The sequence below is a fragment of the Pseudomonas syringae KCTC 12500 genome (genome assembly GCF_000507185.2).
Classification (GTDB): Bacteria; Pseudomonadota; Gammaproteobacteria; order Pseudomonadales; family Pseudomonadaceae; genus Aquipseudomonas; species Aquipseudomonas syringae.
On the sequence record NZ_AYTM02000002.1, the window covers coordinates 3,286,294 to 3,302,730 of the forward strand.

The 16,437-nt window shown below is 55.3% G+C and carries 23 protein-coding genes; 8 read left to right on the plus strand and 15 right to left on the minus strand.

Annotated elements, in window-relative coordinates:
* The first annotated feature begins 228 nt into the window (after positions 1–228).
* The 7 genes from V476_RS14875 (at position 229) to V476_RS14905 (ending at position 2,688) form a co-directional block, all read left to right on the plus strand.
* The gene (locus V476_RS14875) at positions 229–480 is read left to right on the plus strand and encodes a PapB/FocB family fimbrial expression transcriptional regulator (RefSeq protein ID WP_024960182.1); all 252 of its coding nucleotides are present in this window, start codon (positions 229–231) and stop codon (positions 478–480) included.
* 77 nt (positions 481–557) lie between these two features.
* Positions 558–749, plus strand: a complete 192-nt coding sequence (locus V476_RS14880; protein WP_020314302.1) for a hypothetical protein — start codon at positions 558–560, stop codon at positions 747–749.
* A 102-nt stretch (positions 750–851) separates the two neighbouring features.
* A complete protein-coding gene (locus tag V476_RS14885) occupies positions 852–1,115 on the plus strand; it encodes a hypothetical protein (protein ID WP_024960181.1) in 264 nt (87 codons plus the stop codon).
* A 134-nt stretch (positions 1,116–1,249) separates the two neighbouring features.
* Positions 1,250–1,438, plus strand: a complete 189-nt coding sequence (locus tag V476_RS14890; RefSeq protein ID WP_017699407.1) for a hypothetical protein — start codon at positions 1,250–1,252, stop codon at positions 1,436–1,438.
* A gap of 341 nt (positions 1,439–1,779) precedes the next feature.
* Positions 1,780–2,070, plus strand: coding sequence for a HEAT repeat domain-containing protein (locus V476_RS14895; protein WP_011267010.1), 291 nt, complete (start codon positions 1,780–1,782; stop codon positions 2,068–2,070).
* A gap of 88 nt (positions 2,071–2,158) precedes the next feature.
* On the plus strand, positions 2,159–2,383 hold the full coding sequence (locus V476_RS14900; RefSeq protein WP_024960180.1) for a hypothetical protein: 225 nt from the start codon (positions 2,159–2,161) through the stop codon (positions 2,381–2,383).
* A gap of 53 nt (positions 2,384–2,436) precedes the next feature.
* Complete coding sequence (locus V476_RS14905) at positions 2,437–2,688, plus strand: hypothetical protein (protein ID WP_024960179.1); 252 nt, start codon at positions 2,437–2,439, stop codon at positions 2,686–2,688.
* A 274-nt stretch (positions 2,689–2,962) separates the two neighbouring features.
* Here V476_RS14905 and V476_RS14910 read toward each other — a convergent pair whose 3' ends face one another.
* Complete coding sequence (locus tag V476_RS14910; RefSeq protein ID WP_024960178.1) at positions 2,963–4,378, minus strand: DNA cytosine methyltransferase; 1,416 nt, start codon at positions 4,376–4,378, stop codon at positions 2,963–2,965.
* Between the two features lie 408 nt (positions 4,379–4,786).
* Between V476_RS14910 and V476_RS14915 the strand changes: the two genes are divergently transcribed.
* Entirely contained in the window at positions 4,787–4,981 is a 195-nt protein-coding gene (locus tag V476_RS14915) for a hypothetical protein (RefSeq protein ID WP_017699412.1), read from the plus strand.
* A 108-nt stretch (positions 4,982–5,089) separates the two neighbouring features.
* Here V476_RS14915 and V476_RS14920 read toward each other — a convergent pair whose 3' ends face one another.
* The 14 genes from V476_RS14920 to V476_RS14985 all read right to left on the minus strand — a co-directional run bounded on the left by V476_RS14920 (position 5,090) and on the right by V476_RS14985 (position 16,431).
* On the minus strand, positions 5,090–5,671 hold the full coding sequence (locus tag V476_RS14920; RefSeq protein ID WP_024960177.1) for a hypothetical protein: 582 nt from the start codon (positions 5,669–5,671) through the stop codon (positions 5,090–5,092).
* Positions 5,672–6,358 carry a DsbA family protein gene (locus V476_RS14925; RefSeq protein ID WP_024960176.1) on the minus strand — a complete coding sequence of 229 codons (687 nt, stop codon included), beginning with the start codon at positions 6,356–6,358 and terminating at the stop codon, positions 5,672–5,674. It lies immediately after the preceding gene.
* Positions 6,355–6,654, minus strand: a complete 300-nt coding sequence (locus tag V476_RS14930; RefSeq protein WP_020342652.1) for a hypothetical protein — start codon at positions 6,652–6,654, stop codon at positions 6,355–6,357. Before V476_RS14930 ends, V476_RS14925 begins: the two co-directional genes overlap by 4 nt.
* Complete coding sequence (locus tag V476_RS14935; RefSeq protein ID WP_024960175.1) at positions 6,651–9,659, minus strand: conjugative transfer ATPase; 3,009 nt, start codon at positions 9,657–9,659, stop codon at positions 6,651–6,653. The genes V476_RS14930 and V476_RS14935 overlap by 4 nt, the downstream gene beginning before the upstream one ends.
* Entirely contained in the window at positions 9,659–10,114 is a 456-nt protein-coding gene (locus tag V476_RS14940) for a TIGR03751 family conjugal transfer lipoprotein (protein ID WP_024960174.1), read from the minus strand. Before V476_RS14940 ends, V476_RS14935 begins: the two co-directional genes overlap by 1 nt.
* Entirely contained in the window at positions 10,092–11,576 is a 1,485-nt protein-coding gene (locus V476_RS14945; protein ID WP_024960173.1) for a TIGR03752 family integrating conjugative element protein, read from the minus strand. Before V476_RS14945 ends, V476_RS14940 begins: the two co-directional genes overlap by 23 nt.
* Positions 11,566–12,489, minus strand: a complete 924-nt coding sequence (locus V476_RS14950) for a TIGR03749 family integrating conjugative element protein (RefSeq protein ID WP_024960172.1) — start codon at positions 12,487–12,489, stop codon at positions 11,566–11,568. Before V476_RS14950 ends, V476_RS14945 begins: the two co-directional genes overlap by 11 nt.
* A complete protein-coding gene (locus V476_RS14955) occupies positions 12,486–13,154 on the minus strand; it encodes a PFL_4703 family integrating conjugative element protein (protein WP_024960171.1) in 669 nt (222 codons plus the stop codon). The genes V476_RS14950 and V476_RS14955 overlap by 4 nt, the downstream gene beginning before the upstream one ends.
* A complete protein-coding gene (locus tag V476_RS14960; RefSeq protein ID WP_024960170.1) occupies positions 13,151–13,543 on the minus strand; it encodes a TIGR03750 family conjugal transfer protein in 393 nt (130 codons plus the stop codon). Before V476_RS14960 ends, V476_RS14955 begins: the two co-directional genes overlap by 4 nt.
* Before the next feature lie 15 nt (positions 13,544–13,558).
* Positions 13,559–13,927 carry a TIGR03745 family integrating conjugative element membrane protein gene (locus V476_RS14965; protein WP_003435724.1) on the minus strand — a complete coding sequence of 123 codons (369 nt, stop codon included), beginning with the start codon at positions 13,925–13,927 and terminating at the stop codon, positions 13,559–13,561.
* 20 nt (positions 13,928–13,947) lie between these two features.
* Entirely contained in the window at positions 13,948–14,187 is a 240-nt protein-coding gene (locus V476_RS14970) for a TIGR03758 family integrating conjugative element protein (RefSeq protein ID WP_005895397.1), read from the minus strand.
* Entirely contained in the window at positions 14,184–14,546 is a 363-nt protein-coding gene (locus tag V476_RS14975) for an integrative conjugative element protein, RAQPRD family (protein WP_024960169.1), read from the minus strand. Before V476_RS14975 ends, V476_RS14970 begins: the two co-directional genes overlap by 4 nt.
* A 79-nt stretch (positions 14,547–14,625) precedes the next feature.
* Positions 14,626–14,958 (minus strand): DUF4177 domain-containing protein, encoded by a 333-nt coding sequence (locus tag V476_RS14980; protein ID WP_024960168.1) that lies wholly within the window; start codon positions 14,956–14,958, stop codon positions 14,626–14,628.
* Positions 14,959–14,967: 9 nt separating this feature from the next.
* Positions 14,968–16,431: a UvrD-helicase domain-containing protein gene (locus tag V476_RS14985; protein WP_024960167.1), complete on the minus strand. Its 1,464-nt coding sequence runs from the start codon at positions 16,429–16,431 to the stop codon at positions 14,968–14,970.
* Positions 16,432–16,437 lie beyond the last annotated feature (6 nt).

The window sequence follows — 16,437 nt, forward strand, 5'->3', positions numbered from 1 at the left end:
GAAACCGTTATCGGGACGGTTGGGGTTTGATGGCGCCTGCGAGGGCCGAGCGGCCGCCATCGAGCAGCAGGCGCGGTAGTGATTTAGGTAAACAGCACTGCAAGTGGCCCTTTAGTCTTAAGGTAGATGTTTTGCGTTGTCGTATAGGTCCAGACACCTCCGCAATCGCCGTGCTTAAGATTTCCGATTACGGTAAAGTTCCTGTTCCATTGTTTGTCTGGAGTTTCGATGTCGCAGCTCAAAGAGTCAGGGTTGATCCCAGGCAAGGTCACGTCTCAGCACTTCGACGTGCTGCTGTCGTTTACCGGAATCAGAGGGGAGATGCTTGAGGCAGCACTGCGTGCGCATTTCGTCGACGGCCTGTCTCAGCGCGATGCAATCCAGCAGACTGGCGTGAATCAGAGCTTGCTGTCTCGGAAGGCTGCAGCGTTGAAGGTCATGAGTGGACGCCTTGAAGATGCATCAAGGTATTACCGATAGCGGAAATAAAAAAGCTTCCAGAATATTTCCGAACACGGTAATTTGCCCTCATTCAATCGAATCACTGGGGGCAGCAAGTGAGTTCCAAGCCGCATAAAATCAAACGTCCTGCACTAGAGCACATACTCTGCCACCTATCGCTGGAAGTGGCATTTGAAGTTGCTCATGCACGCTGGCCGGGCGTGAAGTTGGGGTATATCGGTACTGACCGCAAGACCTTCCAGCATTATTTTCAGGAATGGGGCAACAATGAGCCCTTCATTATTTGAACAAATATCGCCCATGTATACCATTAGCCCTGCCCTCAAAAGCGGGGCAGAGGCCGTACATGGATGCCCCTTTGGTATCCAACTCCGTGAAGGGCTGACCCGATGCCTCTACCGAAACGCAAAAGCATGACCCTGCGTGAGCAGGAAACCGTAGCTAAGGCCCAGTGTCACGACTGGAACACCACGCACGCTGAAGGAGCGGCCGTATTGTACGAGGAGCGGTTGGGCTCTGGTGAAAAGATCAAGACCAAAACCCGCGGCAAGGCATACGTCATGTGCTGCGAGCCGGTTATCATGGTGGAGGATGTTTCTGGTGCTGTATCCCTTGACCACTGCACTATTGTTGCAGGGCACGTAGTTGCATAGGAAAAGACCTTATCGCACCCAGTGCCTACCGCCGGCCTGGCTGCCGCTCAGCTTCACTCCAAGCCTCGCTTCGTGCGGGGATTGGCCAGTAGAAACACACGACTTTTGCACCAAAAAGACACAAGGAACGTCTTATGAAATTAGCAGTGGCTCAATTGATTGCGGTTTTGGCTTCTATAGGTCTGGGAGAAGCAGGGCAGCGCACTGCAGATCTGGCATACACCGAGGCAGGTATTATCGCTCTGCTCTTGGGAACAATTCTGATGATGGCAGCCTTTGCGCGCGAGGTCTTTGAAGTGCTGCGTGAAGAGTCATTGATATGATAGGCAGAACTGCCTATTTGCCTGCCTAGGCAATATTGCCTATTTCTCTAGAAGAGGTGCATGTGGATAATCGCACTCGATACCTGCAACTGCTAGATACCTATGGGATTACCCAAGCCTACAGCGCCAAGCTTATCGCGGCGGTTACAGCGCGGCCTTGCGCAGCGCGTACAGTTCGGTCGTGGCTCAACGATCCTGAAAAGCCAAGCTCAACACCATGTCCCGACTATGCAGTTGCGAATCTGGAGAAGGCCATTGATTTGATGCTGAGTGCCGTAGAGCGTCGTAAGCAGAGTCAAGGGTAGTTGATCACCTCTTAGGTTGATAGGGCGGGGTCAATTGTGGCAGAAGTAGAAAGCGATTTTCGCTTACTTGTTGATACGAATAGGAATGTCATGGCTACTCACAAAGAACTCGTTGCTGAACTGATCAATGTACTGAACTCTGATGGCTCATCCGAAGTTCGAGCTGGGGCCGCAAAGGGACTAGGCGCTGCTGGTGGTGCTGATGCATTGCGCGCTCTGCGTGCAGCGCTGAAGCATGATAGTAAGATTTTGGTTCGCGCCGCATCTGCGGAGGCTGTCGGTTTGATTCTTGGCCGTGGCAACTTGCAGGACATGATGGATCAGTGATTCCGAACAGACTCGGTTCGCCGAGCTTGTAGATAGCCGATTCAACGATTCGGCTGTCGATAGCCCCACTCAGAGCGGAAAATAGACGATGAAAGACAATGACCCGATTGCCCAAATCTTGGAACGGGCCCGTCAGCGCATCGAGCAGGTGGCCATAGCTGGCGACCGTGAGGTGATGTTCCACATTGCGGCTGAAGCTCAGGGTTGGATAGGCGCTTTGCAGGCAGAGAATTTGCTGGGTAATGAGCAATGCGAAATGCTCGATGCAGAATTGAAAGTGGCCCTTTCAAAGTGGGATGGTGGTCCAGAGTAAGTAATCTGGACCGCCTATTGCCGCCAGGTCCTATCAGAACAGGAAATTCAGGCATGAGCAATCTCTGTGAAGCCTTGCGCGCAACTGCCAATAAGTGGCGAAAGATCAACCAGGATCACCGTGGCGGCATAGTGATGATCTGGCAAGGCACTGTGTACGGTTGGAAGGATTCATTGCGCGACGCGAGCCATGAGCGCCCAGGTGTATTCGCAGTGGATGAAACTGGCCACATTTTCATCGCCGCTGGAGGTGATGACTATAATGGTGCTAAAGGCTGGGTGGCGGCTGACCTGGACAAACAGTAGGGTGATACGATGAAAACGTTTCTGGTTTATTTAGTGCTCATTTTTGGGGGGACGGCTGCTGTCGTGGCCGGTACGGTAGCATTGGGGTATGACTCGCTCAGCGCATTGACCGGCTGGGACAGTAGAGGGACTCCGGAGCTCGTATTCATGGCGATCTGCGCTGTAATTTGCCTTGCATGCACAGTACAGATTTGGAAAGTCCACAAGCGATATGGCTGGTCCTAAATCCTTTCGAGGATAGCCCGGCGCTACCCGTAAGGTAGGCCGGACGTTTTCAAGCAGCCATCACTCCTGCCGGTCTGGCAGTTCTGTGCAGCTTCGTTATCAACTTCCCTACAGTGGCCGCAATTGCTTCAAAAGCGGCATAGATGACAGATTGACCCAGTATCTCGTGGGCTGTGGTGTTGGATACTCCCTCAACGATTTCAACCGGTATTGTTTTGACGCGAGCATGTTCGCCTACCGTCAGAAGCCTGCTTAGCGCCGGGTTTCTTGGGTGTCGAATAAATGGTTCTGTCGATCTTGCCTTCGCGTACCCACGCCCAATACAGCCGCATGAGGTTGCTTCAGGTGTCAGTAGTTGCCTGCGAAAGCCCTTGCCGCTAGCAATGTCGCGCTCCTCTTTACGTCCCAGGTAGTCATAGCACTTCCAGCTTTGATCAGTTTCTGGCACAGCGTCCATGAGCTCCTTGAGTGAGCGCTCTTTTGTGCGAAGAGGGGTGATCTGATCCTGTGTCAAAGGCTCAAAAGCCCCCTTCGTGTATGCAACCAAAGCCATCCTGGACCTGCTTTCGAATGCCCCGAATACTGCTCCGTCGAGGATGCACTCGAACAGCCGGTAGCCCAATGACTTCAACACAGATCTGACCACTTCCATCGAAGTGCTGGTCTGGTAATCAGGTACATTTTCGACGATTGCCATGACTGGGTTGGAGTACCGGACAAAGTCCAGAAAGTCTATGAATAAAGAGCCTGCGGATGGATGTTGTTCGGCTGAGTTGAGTTTGTTTTTGGCCTTGCCTGCACGGGAGGCTCCAGTACAGGGAATGCCCGCAACAACCAAATCACATTCCGGGGTGCCCGAGCCGCGTTGCACGTCCCGAACATCCGCACAGATTGCGAATGAAGTGTCTCGCCAAAGCATCGGGTTGTTGCGCAGGCTGGCGTCCAGGTACTGATCTTCTACCTCAATACCAATCCTGACAAACGTATCAATTCCTGAACGCGCCAGGCCGGCGTGTATCGCACGATCCAGAACGCCTCCACCGTGAAACAGACTGCATACCGCCAGTGGTTCTTGTGCATCGAGCTTGCGCTTCATTCGCGCCAGGCGCTCTTCAATCCTCTTGTCATTGTCGAGGGGTGTGATGACGATCCTTCCCAAACGAATGACAACTCGGACTTTCTCTGCGGTTTTGAACAAGCTTCTGAGGAGGGCTGTCCGGATCTCGATGAGAGGCGTCGTGATTCCATTTTTAACCCGCCTGGAGACCGTGACATCGCCTGTGTTGAGCTCTGGTGATGTGGCTGGCACGAGTTCCAGCCTGGTCTGTCCTTCTGGGCGGATGAGTGAAAAACGAGTTCCAATTTCGATGCCGGCGTTTAAAAGCTTTTGGCCCTCAAGCCAAATACGTGGGACGCCGCGGGCCTCCCCTATTTTAGGGGTGATGAGCAGTGAGAATGTATTCATGTAGGGTTCTCAAAAAGGGAACCCGGCCCAATGGGAGGATTCCCATTGGGTTGATGAAGTGATGAGTGTGCAGCCACCAACGTCAGTTGGCCGCTCGCGCTTCCGGTTGCTTTGCGAGCTTAGGGGATGTTTCACGCAGTTAGCTGCGTCGAGGCCACTAGTAGGCAGCCCTCATTACGGGTTTGAAGCTAAAGTTACAGTTCCAGGTTCTTACAAGTTCGCCAGTTGTGTCAACACGATTCTGCCGGAGGAAGAGGAGCCTTGGACGATGCTTTTAGGTATAGAGTCGATGCAGCCCTGTCGACCGCAGTGCCGGAGGTAGAAGGCCTATTTTCTCGTAGTGGAAGATACACCGCGCAGTGAGTAACTGTGCTAACAATAAGCCACCAACCACAAGGAATGTTACCCATGAGTTTCGAAGGCATTGTGCAGATTCAGAACGAAGAAAGTCCTACTGCTGTGAACCAGATGCTGGAAAAGGGCTGGGAACTGTTGGCGATTACGGCCTCGGATATTGGCCCGATGTACACCGTTGGCCGTCGTGAGGTGAAGAAAGCTCCGTTAGACGGCTTCGCCTTAGGCGATCACGTTACAAAGGGCTAGGCGACTGCCGACAACGCGTCCTGCGTTTAATTGGCCTCCTGCTTTCACAAGGCAAGGGGCCATTTTTATGAGTATGACCACTAGGATTTATAGCCAATGGTGAGGCTCCTAAGGCTCAGGACCGTACATGCCACCCTTCGCAATCCTAGTTAGGAACTGGCGACATAGGTGAAGTGTTGGCTCCTCCCCTAAGCACCCCTCGACGCCATATGGATTGTCCATCCATACAATACCGTCCTCATAGTCCAGGAAGTGGCCATCGACTCGCATCGGTCTACCTGCGTACAACTCCTCTGATAGGTGTTCGGGCGATGGAAGGTCCAGCGCTTTCCAGTCGTTACGCTCGATACACTTGATGGCATAGGCCTTCGACTGCTCCCTTCGGAGGTGTTCTGCAGCCTCTTCGCGCTCTTCCTCAATAACCCGCGTTTCGTGGCTCCAAGCCTGCTCATAGAGGTCCGCCAGTCTGGGAACATCGCTGAGAATGATGGGACATTTTGCGCCGTATGGGTATGCGTACGTCGCGTACGGAAGCTCGCAGCGCGCTTGCGTCCTAGCAAGCTCTTCGACAAGCCAGTACGCCTTGTGGGCAGCATCCCTCGCCATCTGATGAAAACGAAGTGAGCCATAGCTACGGACCTGGAGCCAAAGCAAGCGCGCTTGCAAGGCTTGTTCAAAGGCTGGATTCATTTATCTATCCTTCGTGCTGGCCAGCCAGTCCATTGCGGAGAGCAGCACGTCACCGTCAGGTGCTCCCTGCAGCTTGATCGAGCGACCAGATTGCTTGTCCTTAATGACCAGCGTAGGGGTGGCTGTGATGCCGTCCTGGCTCGCCTTGTGAGCCTGGCTAATGACGGCCTGTTGCACAGACGGGTTACTCGCAGCGCAGTTATCAATGAAGTGCTGTCGATCTTCGAGGCCAGGGATCTGCGGATTGCCAGCAGTTCCAGCACCGTTCGACCGAGTACGCTGATAAATGAGCTCGACTGCGAGCCAAAAAGCGTCATTGCCTCTCTCAATCCCCGCGCACTCAGCCCACCGAGCCTCATAGCTAGCTGCAGGCTCATGCATAGGTAGGGGCAGATGGTGCCACTGAAGATTCACGTCTGGATGCTGATCAACCCAGGCTTTGAGATGTGGGAAGTAATCCTTGCAGTAGGGGCATTCCAGATCTGCATATTCGACGATGGTGAAACGGGCGCCACGGCTCCCGTATACCCATCCGCCACTATGTCTCTTCTGATCGGCTGCCGGCGCCACGGGGTCACCTGTGACGCCAAGCTGATACTGCATCCCCTCGGTCAGCAGAAAAGGTGAGATAGCCAAGGCGACCGCACCGATGCAGTAGAGGAATTTCCGGCGCGTCGGTCGCTTCATGCGGAGGCCTCTTTGTCGAGAAGCTGTTTTGCCAGCAGCTCCTGATCCAGCAGCGTCAGAAGAGCTTTCTGGGCGCTTTCGGGCTGAGGGTGATGCTCAAGCCACTGGTCCAGAGCTTTGTGCAGTTGGGATTGGATCTCTCGACGATCAACCGCTACATGTTTGACGACTTGTAGGTGCTCGATCAGTACCGGCGCGCAGATCTTCAATGCAATCAGGGATTCTTCCTGCGGGTTCGTAAGAATTTGAGTCAGACTGTCGATCAGATTTTGAGTCAGGGCATCCATGGCTCTCATGCCAGGTTCTCCAATGCACGGGGTGTTGGGAATGTAATGTTCAGGGGCTCAATACCTCGTTTCCGGTCGAGATCTGCAGCTACTTCCAGGGCAGCTCCCAACTCGTCGACACCCATGGACTGCATCAGGTCGTAACGCTGTTTTTTCTCTTCAGGCTCGGTCATGGCCAATGCCAGGTACAGGCTCGGCGGAACAGCGCGAAACAGGACTTCCATCGATTTCGAAAGAACCACGCCTTCGGTGTATTTACCGCTCTCTTTGCGTGCTGACAGCATCAAGCCCTTCTGTGCAGGTGTGAGCTCACGGAAACGGGAGATCTTCTCCACTTCGTCAGGCGGCATGTTCAAGCAGATCCACCACTCGATCATGTTGAGCATTGGTGCAGTTGAGGGAGGAAAGTCATCCATGTTCTGTGTTGCCAGCCAGAACCAGGCCCCGAGCTTTCGCCACATTTTGGTGATCTTCATAATGTAAGGGGCGAGGAGGGGGTTTTTGGTAATGATGTGGCCTTCGTCTGTCACGTTGACCAGAGGACGGCCCTTGTACTGATCACGCTCCGCTATGTTGTTCACGGTGTTGATCAGCGAGATGTAAGCGATCGACAACTGGGCGTTGTAGCCCTCACGTGCGTAGGTGGCCAAGTCGACGATGGTCAGATCTGCCTCAGGCCAAGGCGTACCGGTACGGTTGAACATCTCCCCGTCGGCGCCCATGCAAAACATGTCCATGGCTTCGGCCATTTCAAGCATCCGATTGCGTCTGCCCTCCGGGATGGAGGTGTCTTCCCCGGCCGCGCGCAACGCATTACGGACATCTTCCGTCAGGACGGTGCGATCGGCGTCGGAGCAAATTCTGGCCGCTGCAAGGATGCACTGTCGGATTACGCTGCGGTCAGCCCGGGTCAGCCGAGCTTCCTCTTTTTCCTCACCGCCGGTGATCATCAAACGGGCTACGATTTCCATCTCGCCGAGGACATCCCGTTCATCATCGTCTTCATCGTGCTTGGCATTCATGTCCTCGTCAGAGCTCTCTAAGTCATCAGCGTCCAAGGTCTTGACCTGGCTCGGTGTGTTTACCAAGCGAATAGCGTCGGCGAACGGAGCCAGGCTAACGCCTGAGTTCGGGGCCAGCTTGATCCTGTTGACTGTCAACCCAAGCTTTTTCGCGAAATCCCCGAGTAGACCGAAACTGTTACCCGCCTCGACGATGAACAGGCGGGGAGCGTAAACCGCAATGAGCTGGTTGAGCAGGTTATTCAACGTGGCGGACTTACCTGCCCCTGTGGGGCCGAACAGAAACATGTGGGCATTCATCTGACGATCCAGCTTGTTGAATGGATCAAATGTCAGTGGAGCCCCACCACGGTTGAATAGCGTGATGCCAGGATGCCCGGTACCACTGGAGCGACCCCACACAGGGCACAGGTTTGCAACATGCTGGGCGAGCATCATCTGCACGTACCAGTCCATGGCTCGCTTTTGATTGACGTCGAAGTTCCCGGGAAGCCAACGCAGGTAGCTGTTGAGTGGGGCCACCTCGTCGTCAGATGCTACGGGTTCCATACCGGCACCCAGCAATGCGTTGGTCAACTGCATGCTGCGCGCGGTGAGCTGTGCTTCGTCATTTCCCTTGAGGTAAAAGGCGATGCTGCCTCGGTACAGCTTGTGCTCACGACCGATCAGTTTCCTGGCATCGTTTACCGCTTCGCGGGTCAGTAGTGAAGCCTGGTTGTCACCCACCGACTTGCGTGCCAGCTTCTCAAGATGAGCCTCCAGCACGTCCTGAGGGGTGATGACCAGGGTGATGGCCAACACAGTGTCCTCAGGCAACTTGTCGAACAGGGCATGCAAGGCATCATCGCCTTTACGTGTTTCGCCAGTCAGGTGGCCGGTCTTCGGGGCTTCGCGCAGCCGATCCAGCATGATGACTCTGTGAGGCTGGCCATCGAAGTACCACAAGCCTTTTTGACTGTCGGATTTTGGCTCTCGATAAAAGAGTCCCTGTGCGAAGTCGTCGCCAGTGACTAGTGGGAGATCCTCGCCGGCATCCTCTGTGCGTTTGTTGACCAGTTGAAGGAAGCGATCAAAGTCTTTGAGCGTCGTTCCCAGGTGATCGGGATGAGGGTTGAACCACTGCAGGAGCCAGTGTCGGATGTCGTAACCGTCCATCCGTTTGCTTTTAATACCGGCGTTGGCCAGACCTCCTGTGAAGCGCTGACAAATGTTGTCCAGATGCATGGCAGGGGTTTGGCCACGGAACGCTGCATCACCGACTACCCGGCGATACACGACCACCCGCACGCGGCGCTGCTGGCCACGCCAAGGCAATTTTGAAACTGTGGTGTCTTCAAAAAGACCACCAGGTTTGGCGATTGCGTCGAGGTGATGTTTGAAAAGATCCAGGTACAGCTCCGAGAACGGGCTGCCTTTAGCCTGTGGTCGGATGTATTCACGCAGGTTCCGAAGGTAGTCATCCCAGCTGGTTTCGTCCTTCGCGTAGAACTGCACAACCCAAGGTGAGGTATCGAGCTCGTCAAAACTGTTTTGCAGCGCGTTCTCCAAGGCGTCACGCACCTTGCGAAGCCATTCGGGATCACGGCCTTCAGTGCCGATCGGAGTCAGTTCGAAGAATGCTGCCAAGGATTTGCCATCCTCAAGCAGCATCGCTTGCTCAGCTGGCAGGTACTCAATCCATGGAAGGAGGTCGACAAAGCTCGGCTTGACGTCGTACAGCGCGGCGACGTCGCCAACTGTGGCAGGCTTCTGCTTCGGGTTTCTCCAATCGCCTGGCGCGGGTATGCCCTGATCCTCCAGTCGCTTCAGGTAACGTTCAAGCGCAGCATCCACATCGTTTTGATCTGAAGCTTTCAAATCCCCAACCAGATCATCCTCAGGCTGTTCAAGTTCGACCGCTGAAGGCTCGCTCAGCAGAGGGTCGCCCGCTATATCCGTCTGCGTAGCTGAATTGAGGGACGCGCGGCTTTTGAGCCGTTGAAAAAGAGTCATCAGTAGTCCTCGACCCGCTCGCCAGGCATGGCGTACTGCACACGCTGATAGAGAGGGAACACAGTGGTGTAGCCAGGGACTGGTGCTGGATCGGAGCCCGCAAGGTGCGGAAACACATACATGACAAGATCCGGATTGGGCAGTCGTTTGAACTGGCTGTAGATCTCGTTTTGAGCGGTACGGGTGTAGGCCGCGCTGTCCTGCAAGGGCTGGGTAGCGCGTACATCGATTGGACGGCGCAACTCCGAACGTGCATCGAGCAACTGTCGGCCACTAGCGCTCCCGGCCGAACCGGTCGTGCCTTGATTCCAGACGTCCATCATGGTGTTTTGACCATGTGGCAGCATTTGCTCTTTGTTTGTCGAGCATCCAGCCAGCAAGCCCGCGGTGAGAGCGCAATACAGCAGCGCGCTGCGCGCTGACCCCAAGTGTTCAATCCAGGTTGGCATTGGCATGGTTCGCTCCTGAGGCGTACTTGACCTTGCGGCCTTTGAGTTCGTAGTCAATTTCCAGCTCTTGATCGATGTGCAGCGAGACTTGCGCACCAGGCAGTACATAAATGGCCGCGAACGCTTGTCCGTAGAGTTTGTTAACCCAGCTCGAAACGTCCGTGACTCCTTGGGTCAGGATCTTTCCCATCGCCTCGTTACCAGACAAACCGGTGCTACCCAGCGTCCCAGAAGCATTCGAGACGTAAGAGGAGGTGCTTCCCTCGGTCTTGATCAACGATGCTGCTCCAGCACCGGCTGCGGTAATGAGGGCTTGTGAGCCGATGTACTGCTGAGCATTGCTGCGTCGCTCGCCCGCAATACAGGGAATGCCGTATGGATCACTGATCCAGCCCAGACCACCCTGGATGGGTTGTTGGTCTCCAGAGTTGTTCTGGTTGTTGTTCTGTTGATTCCCACCCTGAACCGGTGCCGGCAACGTGCGGACAGTGCCGTCGGTAAACACGAAGGTCAGACTTTTGATCTGCCCCCGCACGCACGAGAGGGTCCAGTCGCCGGACGCTGTACCGCTGGCCACCGCACCGGCTACGTCAGGAAGGTCGATGCCATTGGCGGTCAGGTTGTCGGGACCGATCAGCACCTTGAACGGGTAGGGGTCATTAACCGTCCCATCAACAGGAACCCGGCCGATCAACGCGGACATGGCCACCGACCCCATCAACGTCGAGTTTTGAGGCAGGGTGTAGGCACGTCGTACCTTCTTACGCTCCTGTTGCTGCCCACCCATGTCATCGCGGACGGACTGAGCGCCTGTCGTGAGCGCTTTCTGTCCTCGGTCTACGGACTCGCCGAAGGCTGTAGGAAAGCTGTAGGCGCTGGCTGGGACGCTATTGCCGGCAGTGATCGGTTTACCGTTGCTGTCCAGGGCCGTCGCGTCCTGTGGATCGATCCACACGATGTCTGAACTGCTTGTTTCCGATTTGAACTGTTGGCCATCACCAGGCTGAACACCCAAACCAATCGGTAGGTCCGAATTGGAATTACTGTTTTGTCCCATTCGGGTCAGTTCATCCATCTGTTTGCGCAAGCCCTCCAGCACGCTCTGCTGTTGCTGCTGACTATCCAGCTTGAACTGCTCCTGGGCGTTTTTAAGGCGCTGTTCGACGTTCTGGTCAACGTTTGCCAGTCGCTGTTTGAGCGTCTCGTTGTCCTGTTTGTAGGCATTGTTCTGCGCAATGACGTCTGTGATCTGTTGCTTGAGCTCGCGACCTTCAGCGACGACCGTGCGTAGCGTGTCGCTCGGCGTGTCGCCTTCCACACCAAGAGCTTTGGCTTGCTCAGCCGTCAGTTTTGGAGCAGGGGTTTCGGTACTTGGTGCGGGGGCACTTCCCAGTGATTTGATGCCCACGAAAATCACAATCAGGAGGAATGGAATCACCAGGTACTTGAGCAGCGGATTACCTTTCATGCTTCGCTCCTTGCGCTGCACGCGGATCTGCTTGAGTCGCCGAGAATACGGCCGCCTGTGTCAGCCCGTGTCCTCGCGTGACCAAGTACAAGGTCGTGGTGTCACTGGCATCGCCGCGTGATCCAAGGTAAGGATGTTGAAACGCTGCAGTGACGAATTCACCCATGAGCTCGCGAGGGTCAAGCGTGATGCGCTGCGTCGTCTGATTCTGCAGCTTCACAGCAGTTACCCAAAAATCATCCAGACGCCATGCGCCTAAGGGGGTGGACTTCACAGGTAGAGTGGGAAGCAAGGTCGCCAGATTAAGGCTGCGCTCAACCTTCACCTGGGCGATGCCGTCTACAGGCTCAACGGTGCGCAACGGCGCATAGAGCATCTGGGCTGCATAGCGGGTGAGGACGACTGGGACGGGCGTTTCTCGCTTGACCACTTCCTCTGGTTCATCGTCTTCATCGCGTGAACGGCTGGATGAGTCCGTGCTCTTCGTAGTGGCGTTGGCTGAGCGTGCTGTAGCAGCCCCTCCATAGCGTGCGGATGTTGTTTCACCTTCCACAATCTTCACTGGCTCCAGAGCTGGTTGGCCCGTAGGGGCCTCTGTAGCAGCGATGTCGACCAGAATGATCTCGCCGGTCTTGGCGTTCTGCAGCTGGAGCCGTGTGGGCTCAATCGCTTCCTTCGCAAACAGGTAGATCGCGCCGCCCGTACTCTGCACCCGCAGTTTTTCAGTCAGCGAGCGCGGGAGTCCAACACGAACATTCTGATCAACGAAGACGATGCGTTCCTGATTGATGCGCAGAGGAATGGCCAGCGGCAACCGCTCCCAGCGGAGAATCTCGACTGCCGAGGCGACTTGGGCGTTGCCAGCCAACACCGCCAGTAATGTCGAGCATGTGATTACTCGCAGAACACTCATTTGAAGACTCCTTTCGACGGTGTTGCGGGAGCTTCAACATTGCCCTCGATGCGTTGTGGTGCGCCGTTGTAGCAGTCCCAGGCCAAACCGAAGGGATTGGTTTCAGGATCGACGTCCATACGTACAACGTGGAGCGGATATCTCGCGAGGGCACGCTTGACCAACTGCCCGCCGTAATACTCGTCTGCTGTGATATCGAGCGTGACAGTCCAATCGTCGATAGAGTTGGTCACCGTCCTGATCTCTGGCGAATCTCCATAGCCTCGACCTGGAATTTCGTACACGCCTCGGACGCGCTTGCGTAGCTCACCGCTAGACCTGCGCAGTTCAAAATCACTCTGCAGGTAATGCTTGCAAGATGGCGTGATGTAAGCATCCAGACGGGTGATATTTGCTTGGTAATCCTGCTCGCCGTCGACCGGCCACCGGTTCATCTGCTGAAAGATGTACAGGCCGAATGTGTATACAGATTGGGGAGGGACATCCCACCACATTCGCGTGCTTCCAGACCGCAGATCTGGCGGAACGTGAACGGTCAATTGCTTCGGTGCACTCCACCAGCCGAAACCAAGGCCTGCTGCCACCAGCGCGATCAAGACAATCGCTATCCTCAAGCTGTTGATGTGGGCACGCTGGGAGTCGGCCAACTTCAAGAAACGGCTCATTGTTGCTCGCTCCGGCGGCAAGTCCAGTTGCCTGATCGAAGGACCAGGTTGGCTTTGTTGAATGAGGTCGGGCCGAGCATTGCCGTCTGGAGCTGGACCCTGCGGTAGATCCATGTCTCCGGTCTACCGCGTTTGAGGCGTCGCAAGACCCGAGATGCGATGAGCAGTCCCAATACTCCTCCTATCAGGGCGCACACCACGGGCATTGATGGTGTAATGATGAAGGCCTGCGGCAGACCAATCACAAAGCCTATGCCGCTGCAGCCGAATACGGTTGCCCACATCTCATCAGCCGTAAGACCACCAATCACCACGGGCTGGTTATTCAAGCGACTGGGCAGAAAACGCAGGGTGCCGTCTTCATGCTGATCTTGCTGGAGCTCAGTCATGGGAGCCTCTGCGACTTAAAGGATGTTGGTAGCGGTGGTGACCAGGTAGATCGTGACGCCAATCAGGCAAACACCGACGACGGCGGTACTGCCCAAGTCAGCCCATTTGGCCTTGCCCATGTGGATTTCGTGGTAGACGCCCAGCGCATGTCGCCCCACCAGAACGATGCCGAACGCGCACAAACATAGACCCAGTAGCATGAAGCCGTCGTAGGCATAGTTTTGGAAGGTCTGAAGAAAGCTGGTCCCAGTGCCGCGCGTGGGGGCTTGTGCACCCGGTAGGGCCGCAAAACTACTGCCAGGGGTAGCGGCCATCAGCAGGGCCGAAAAAGGCCGGCGTTTCAAAAAGGCACGTGCCTGAGTGAACAATGAATGCAACGTCATCTTTATCTCCTTGGAAAAAATCAACTCAACAACATGAAGGTCATGATCATGAACAGCACTGCCCAGCGAGCTGCGGAGGCAGCAGCAACCATTCGGTCTAGGTTTTGGGTCGCCCACCCCCGATAAATGCTTAGGAAGACCCAGACACCCCATAACGTGAGGATGCCCATAGCGATCCCCGTCCACAGCGTGTTGCTGTTGGCCGGTGAAAAGCCGGCAGCGGCCTGAAATGCACTGATTTGGGTGGAGGACATCGTCATGGCGTGTGTTCACCGCTGACGTTGTAATGGCCTGATAGCTCCACGGGGTCGCGGGGCTGAGCTCGGGAGGGCGACAGGTAGTCCTGCAGGCCCTGGCGGATGCGAGCTATGTCGCTGACTAACCTGGAGTAATCCAGGTGATAGCGCTGAACCGATTCACTTGGCAGGTCAGCGCTGCGCTGCGCAACGGCCTCTAGCGCATTGAGCTGGCGAATCATGACTTCCACATTGGCTTGCTCGGAAGCCGTACCGGCTGCTCGGGCATGCGAGGAAAGCAGCGGTGTGCATATGAGGACTGCAGACAGGCAGATCTGCATGCTTGAAAACGCTGGTTTGATCGCGGGGAGTTTGATTTTCACGTCGCGGGCCTTGGAAGCAGTAGGAATCTATGCCCACAGCATGACGATCGGCCCGGATGGAATCTGTACGAAACCCTTTTTAGGTCTGAGGGGGTTTGTCCAATGAAGTTAAAGATGCAGTGCTGCGTTTGAAGAAGAACAAAAATCCGGTGCTGATCGCGTAACCGAACGCCCAGCCCTGTGCGTTTTGGTTGCCAATTTGTTCATGGCCACGACTGATCTGCTGAACGCTCACCAGCTCCCATCCTTCTCTGCCGTGGCGATTCAGTGCGGCCAGCGTTTCAGGGTTGCTCAAATATCCGTGGATGTCCGGTTCGGTAGTGGCGTCCGTCGACTTGAACATCAGCACGCCGCTGGTAACGGTTTTGTAGGGGAGTGGGACGAAGGTCTGGGTGTATTCAAAAGTGGTCATGGGTCAGCCTCACGCAGTGGCCGCGATTACGGATCGGTTGTCTTTGAAGCGCTGCATGATGTCGATCACCAGCGAGTTGACGGCAAGAATCTTCATGGCTCGTGTGACAGCGACGTATAGAAGGTTCAGCTCATCGTCGCGTTTGCCGGCGTCGATGTCAGGTGAAAGCGGATCCGCAGAAAAGTCGTCATAAAGTCCAACGAAGTCCCACTCCAGACCTTTGGCTCTGTGCGCGGTGGTAAGGGTCACGGTTGCATCGAGCTCCGACGTGACAGATGCAGCACGCAGCTGCTCGATTCGTTGGGGCAGATCTGCATAGTTTTCGATGATTTTGATCGACCGCAGCATCTCAGGATCCTGCGTGGCCTTCGCGATCACGACATACTGGTCGTAATCGGCATAGTCGGTCAGCAATTTGCGCTGTTGGACCTGGTCATTCCTATGCCGGCTGAAATGGAACAGGTCCTCCAGATCGCGCAAGGAATAGCTGTCGATCCCTCCGATCCACTGCATGCGGTGGTTTTGGTTGACCAGGCGCAGCGCGTTCTCGATCACACCGCTCACAGTGCGGTGGAGGTAGGTGCGGTGAGGGAGATCGTCCGGTAAGGCTCGTTTCACCAACGTCGGCTGTCCCAGGCCTTGCAGGGGGATCTTTTCACCCTTGAAGGAAAGGATGACGTTGGCCACGTAGGCAACAGCCGGTCCAAATCTGAAGCTCTGGGTCAGGAAGTGTTTCTCGGCATCCTTCATCGCCGGGCTGTTTAAAGCATCCACAGCGCCTCTGAACCGATACAGCTGCTGATGCCGATCACCTACAGTGACTTGAGTTATTGTTTGGATCTGGACCAGGTTCGCGATCACCGGGTTCACGTCCTGCCCTTCGTCTAGCAGAATCGCACCAAAACGCTGACTCAGATCTGGCTGGCTCATCTGGTACAGCTTCAGATAGCCATCGTGCGTCATAGGGACTGAGCGATCGTTGATATCGACCATTTTCTCCCAAACGTCTCTGGTCAGGTTGAGCGCTTTACTCATGTACTGCTGCTGGACCGAGGTCAGTCTGCGGTTGCTCTGGAATCGCACAAAGTGGTCCTCCAGCAGCTCCAGATCCTTGCTGGCCATGAAGGAATTGAGGGTCGAAACGATGTCTTTGGCCAGCTCCCAATCCTGCGTATTGATCGTCCTCGCAATGTCGGTCAGACGCAGATTGCCAGCCTGCTTGTGTTTGTACTGGCTGCCATAAACAGCGTAGGCCAGGCCGTGAGCTGTTTTGCAGGTCACGTTGCGTGGAAAACGGTTCTTTGCCGCGATCTCAACGGCTTTGTTGTAGCAGAGGTAAAGCATTTTGACCGACGAGTTATGCGTGGCGTAACCGACGAGTGTTGTTGTCTTCCCGGTACCGGCAAACGCCTGGACCAGTAGTTTCTTCGCGAAGGAGTGAATAGCTGGCAGTTGTTCTTCTGTCCATTGCATGGAGGG

Coding starts and splice junctions, on each gene's coding strand:
- V476_RS14875 (WP_024960182.1), top strand. CDS start 229: ATGTCGCAGCTCAAAGAGTCAGGGTTGATCCCAGGCAAGGTCACGTCT.
- V476_RS14885 (WP_024960181.1), top strand. CDS start 852: ATGCCTCTACCGAAACGCAAAAGCATGACCCTGCGTGAGCAGGAAACC.
- V476_RS14890 (WP_017699407.1), top strand. CDS start 1,250: ATGAAATTAGCAGTGGCTCAATTGATTGCGGTTTTGGCTTCTATAGGT.
- V476_RS14900 (WP_024960180.1), top strand. CDS start 2,159: ATGAAAGACAATGACCCGATTGCCCAAATCTTGGAACGGGCCCGTCAG.
- V476_RS14905 (WP_024960179.1), top strand. CDS start 2,437: ATGAGCAATCTCTGTGAAGCCTTGCGCGCAACTGCCAATAAGTGGCGA.
- V476_RS14910 (WP_024960178.1), bottom strand. CDS start 4,378: ATGAATACATTCTCACTGCTCATCACCCCTAAAATAGGGGAGGCCCGC.
- V476_RS14915 (WP_017699412.1), top strand. CDS start 4,787: ATGAGTTTCGAAGGCATTGTGCAGATTCAGAACGAAGAAAGTCCTACT.
- V476_RS14920 (WP_024960177.1), bottom strand. CDS start 5,671: ATGAATCCAGCCTTTGAACAAGCCTTGCAAGCGCGCTTGCTTTGGCTC.
- V476_RS14925 (WP_024960176.1), bottom strand. CDS start 6,358: ATGAAGCGACCGACGCGCCGGAAATTCCTCTACTGCATCGGTGCGGTC.
- V476_RS14930 (WP_020342652.1), bottom strand. CDS start 6,654: ATGAGAGCCATGGATGCCCTGACTCAAAATCTGATCGACAGTCTGACT.
- V476_RS14935 (WP_024960175.1), bottom strand. CDS start 9,659: ATGACTCTTTTTCAACGGCTCAAAAGCCGCGCGTCCCTCAATTCAGCT.
- V476_RS14940 (WP_024960174.1), bottom strand. CDS start 10,114: ATGCCAATGCCAACCTGGATTGAACACTTGGGGTCAGCGCGCAGCGCG.
- V476_RS14945 (WP_024960173.1), bottom strand. CDS start 11,576: ATGAAAGGTAATCCGCTGCTCAAGTACCTGGTGATTCCATTCCTCCTG.
- V476_RS14950 (WP_024960172.1), bottom strand. CDS start 12,489: ATGAGTGTTCTGCGAGTAATCACATGCTCGACATTACTGGCGGTGTTG.
- V476_RS14955 (WP_024960171.1), bottom strand. CDS start 13,154: ATGAGCCGTTTCTTGAAGTTGGCCGACTCCCAGCGTGCCCACATCAAC.
- V476_RS14960 (WP_024960170.1), bottom strand. CDS start 13,543: ATGACTGAGCTCCAGCAAGATCAGCATGAAGACGGCACCCTGCGTTTT.
- V476_RS14965 (WP_003435724.1), bottom strand. CDS start 13,927: ATGACGTTGCATTCATTGTTCACTCAGGCACGTGCCTTTTTGAAACGC.
- V476_RS14970 (WP_005895397.1), bottom strand. CDS start 14,187: ATGACGATGTCCTCCACCCAAATCAGTGCATTTCAGGCCGCTGCCGGC.
- V476_RS14980 (WP_024960168.1), bottom strand. CDS start 14,958: ATGACCACTTTTGAATACACCCAGACCTTCGTCCCACTCCCCTACAAA.
- V476_RS14985 (WP_024960167.1), bottom strand. CDS start 16,431: ATGCAATGGACAGAAGAACAACTGCCAGCTATTCACTCCTTCGCGAAG.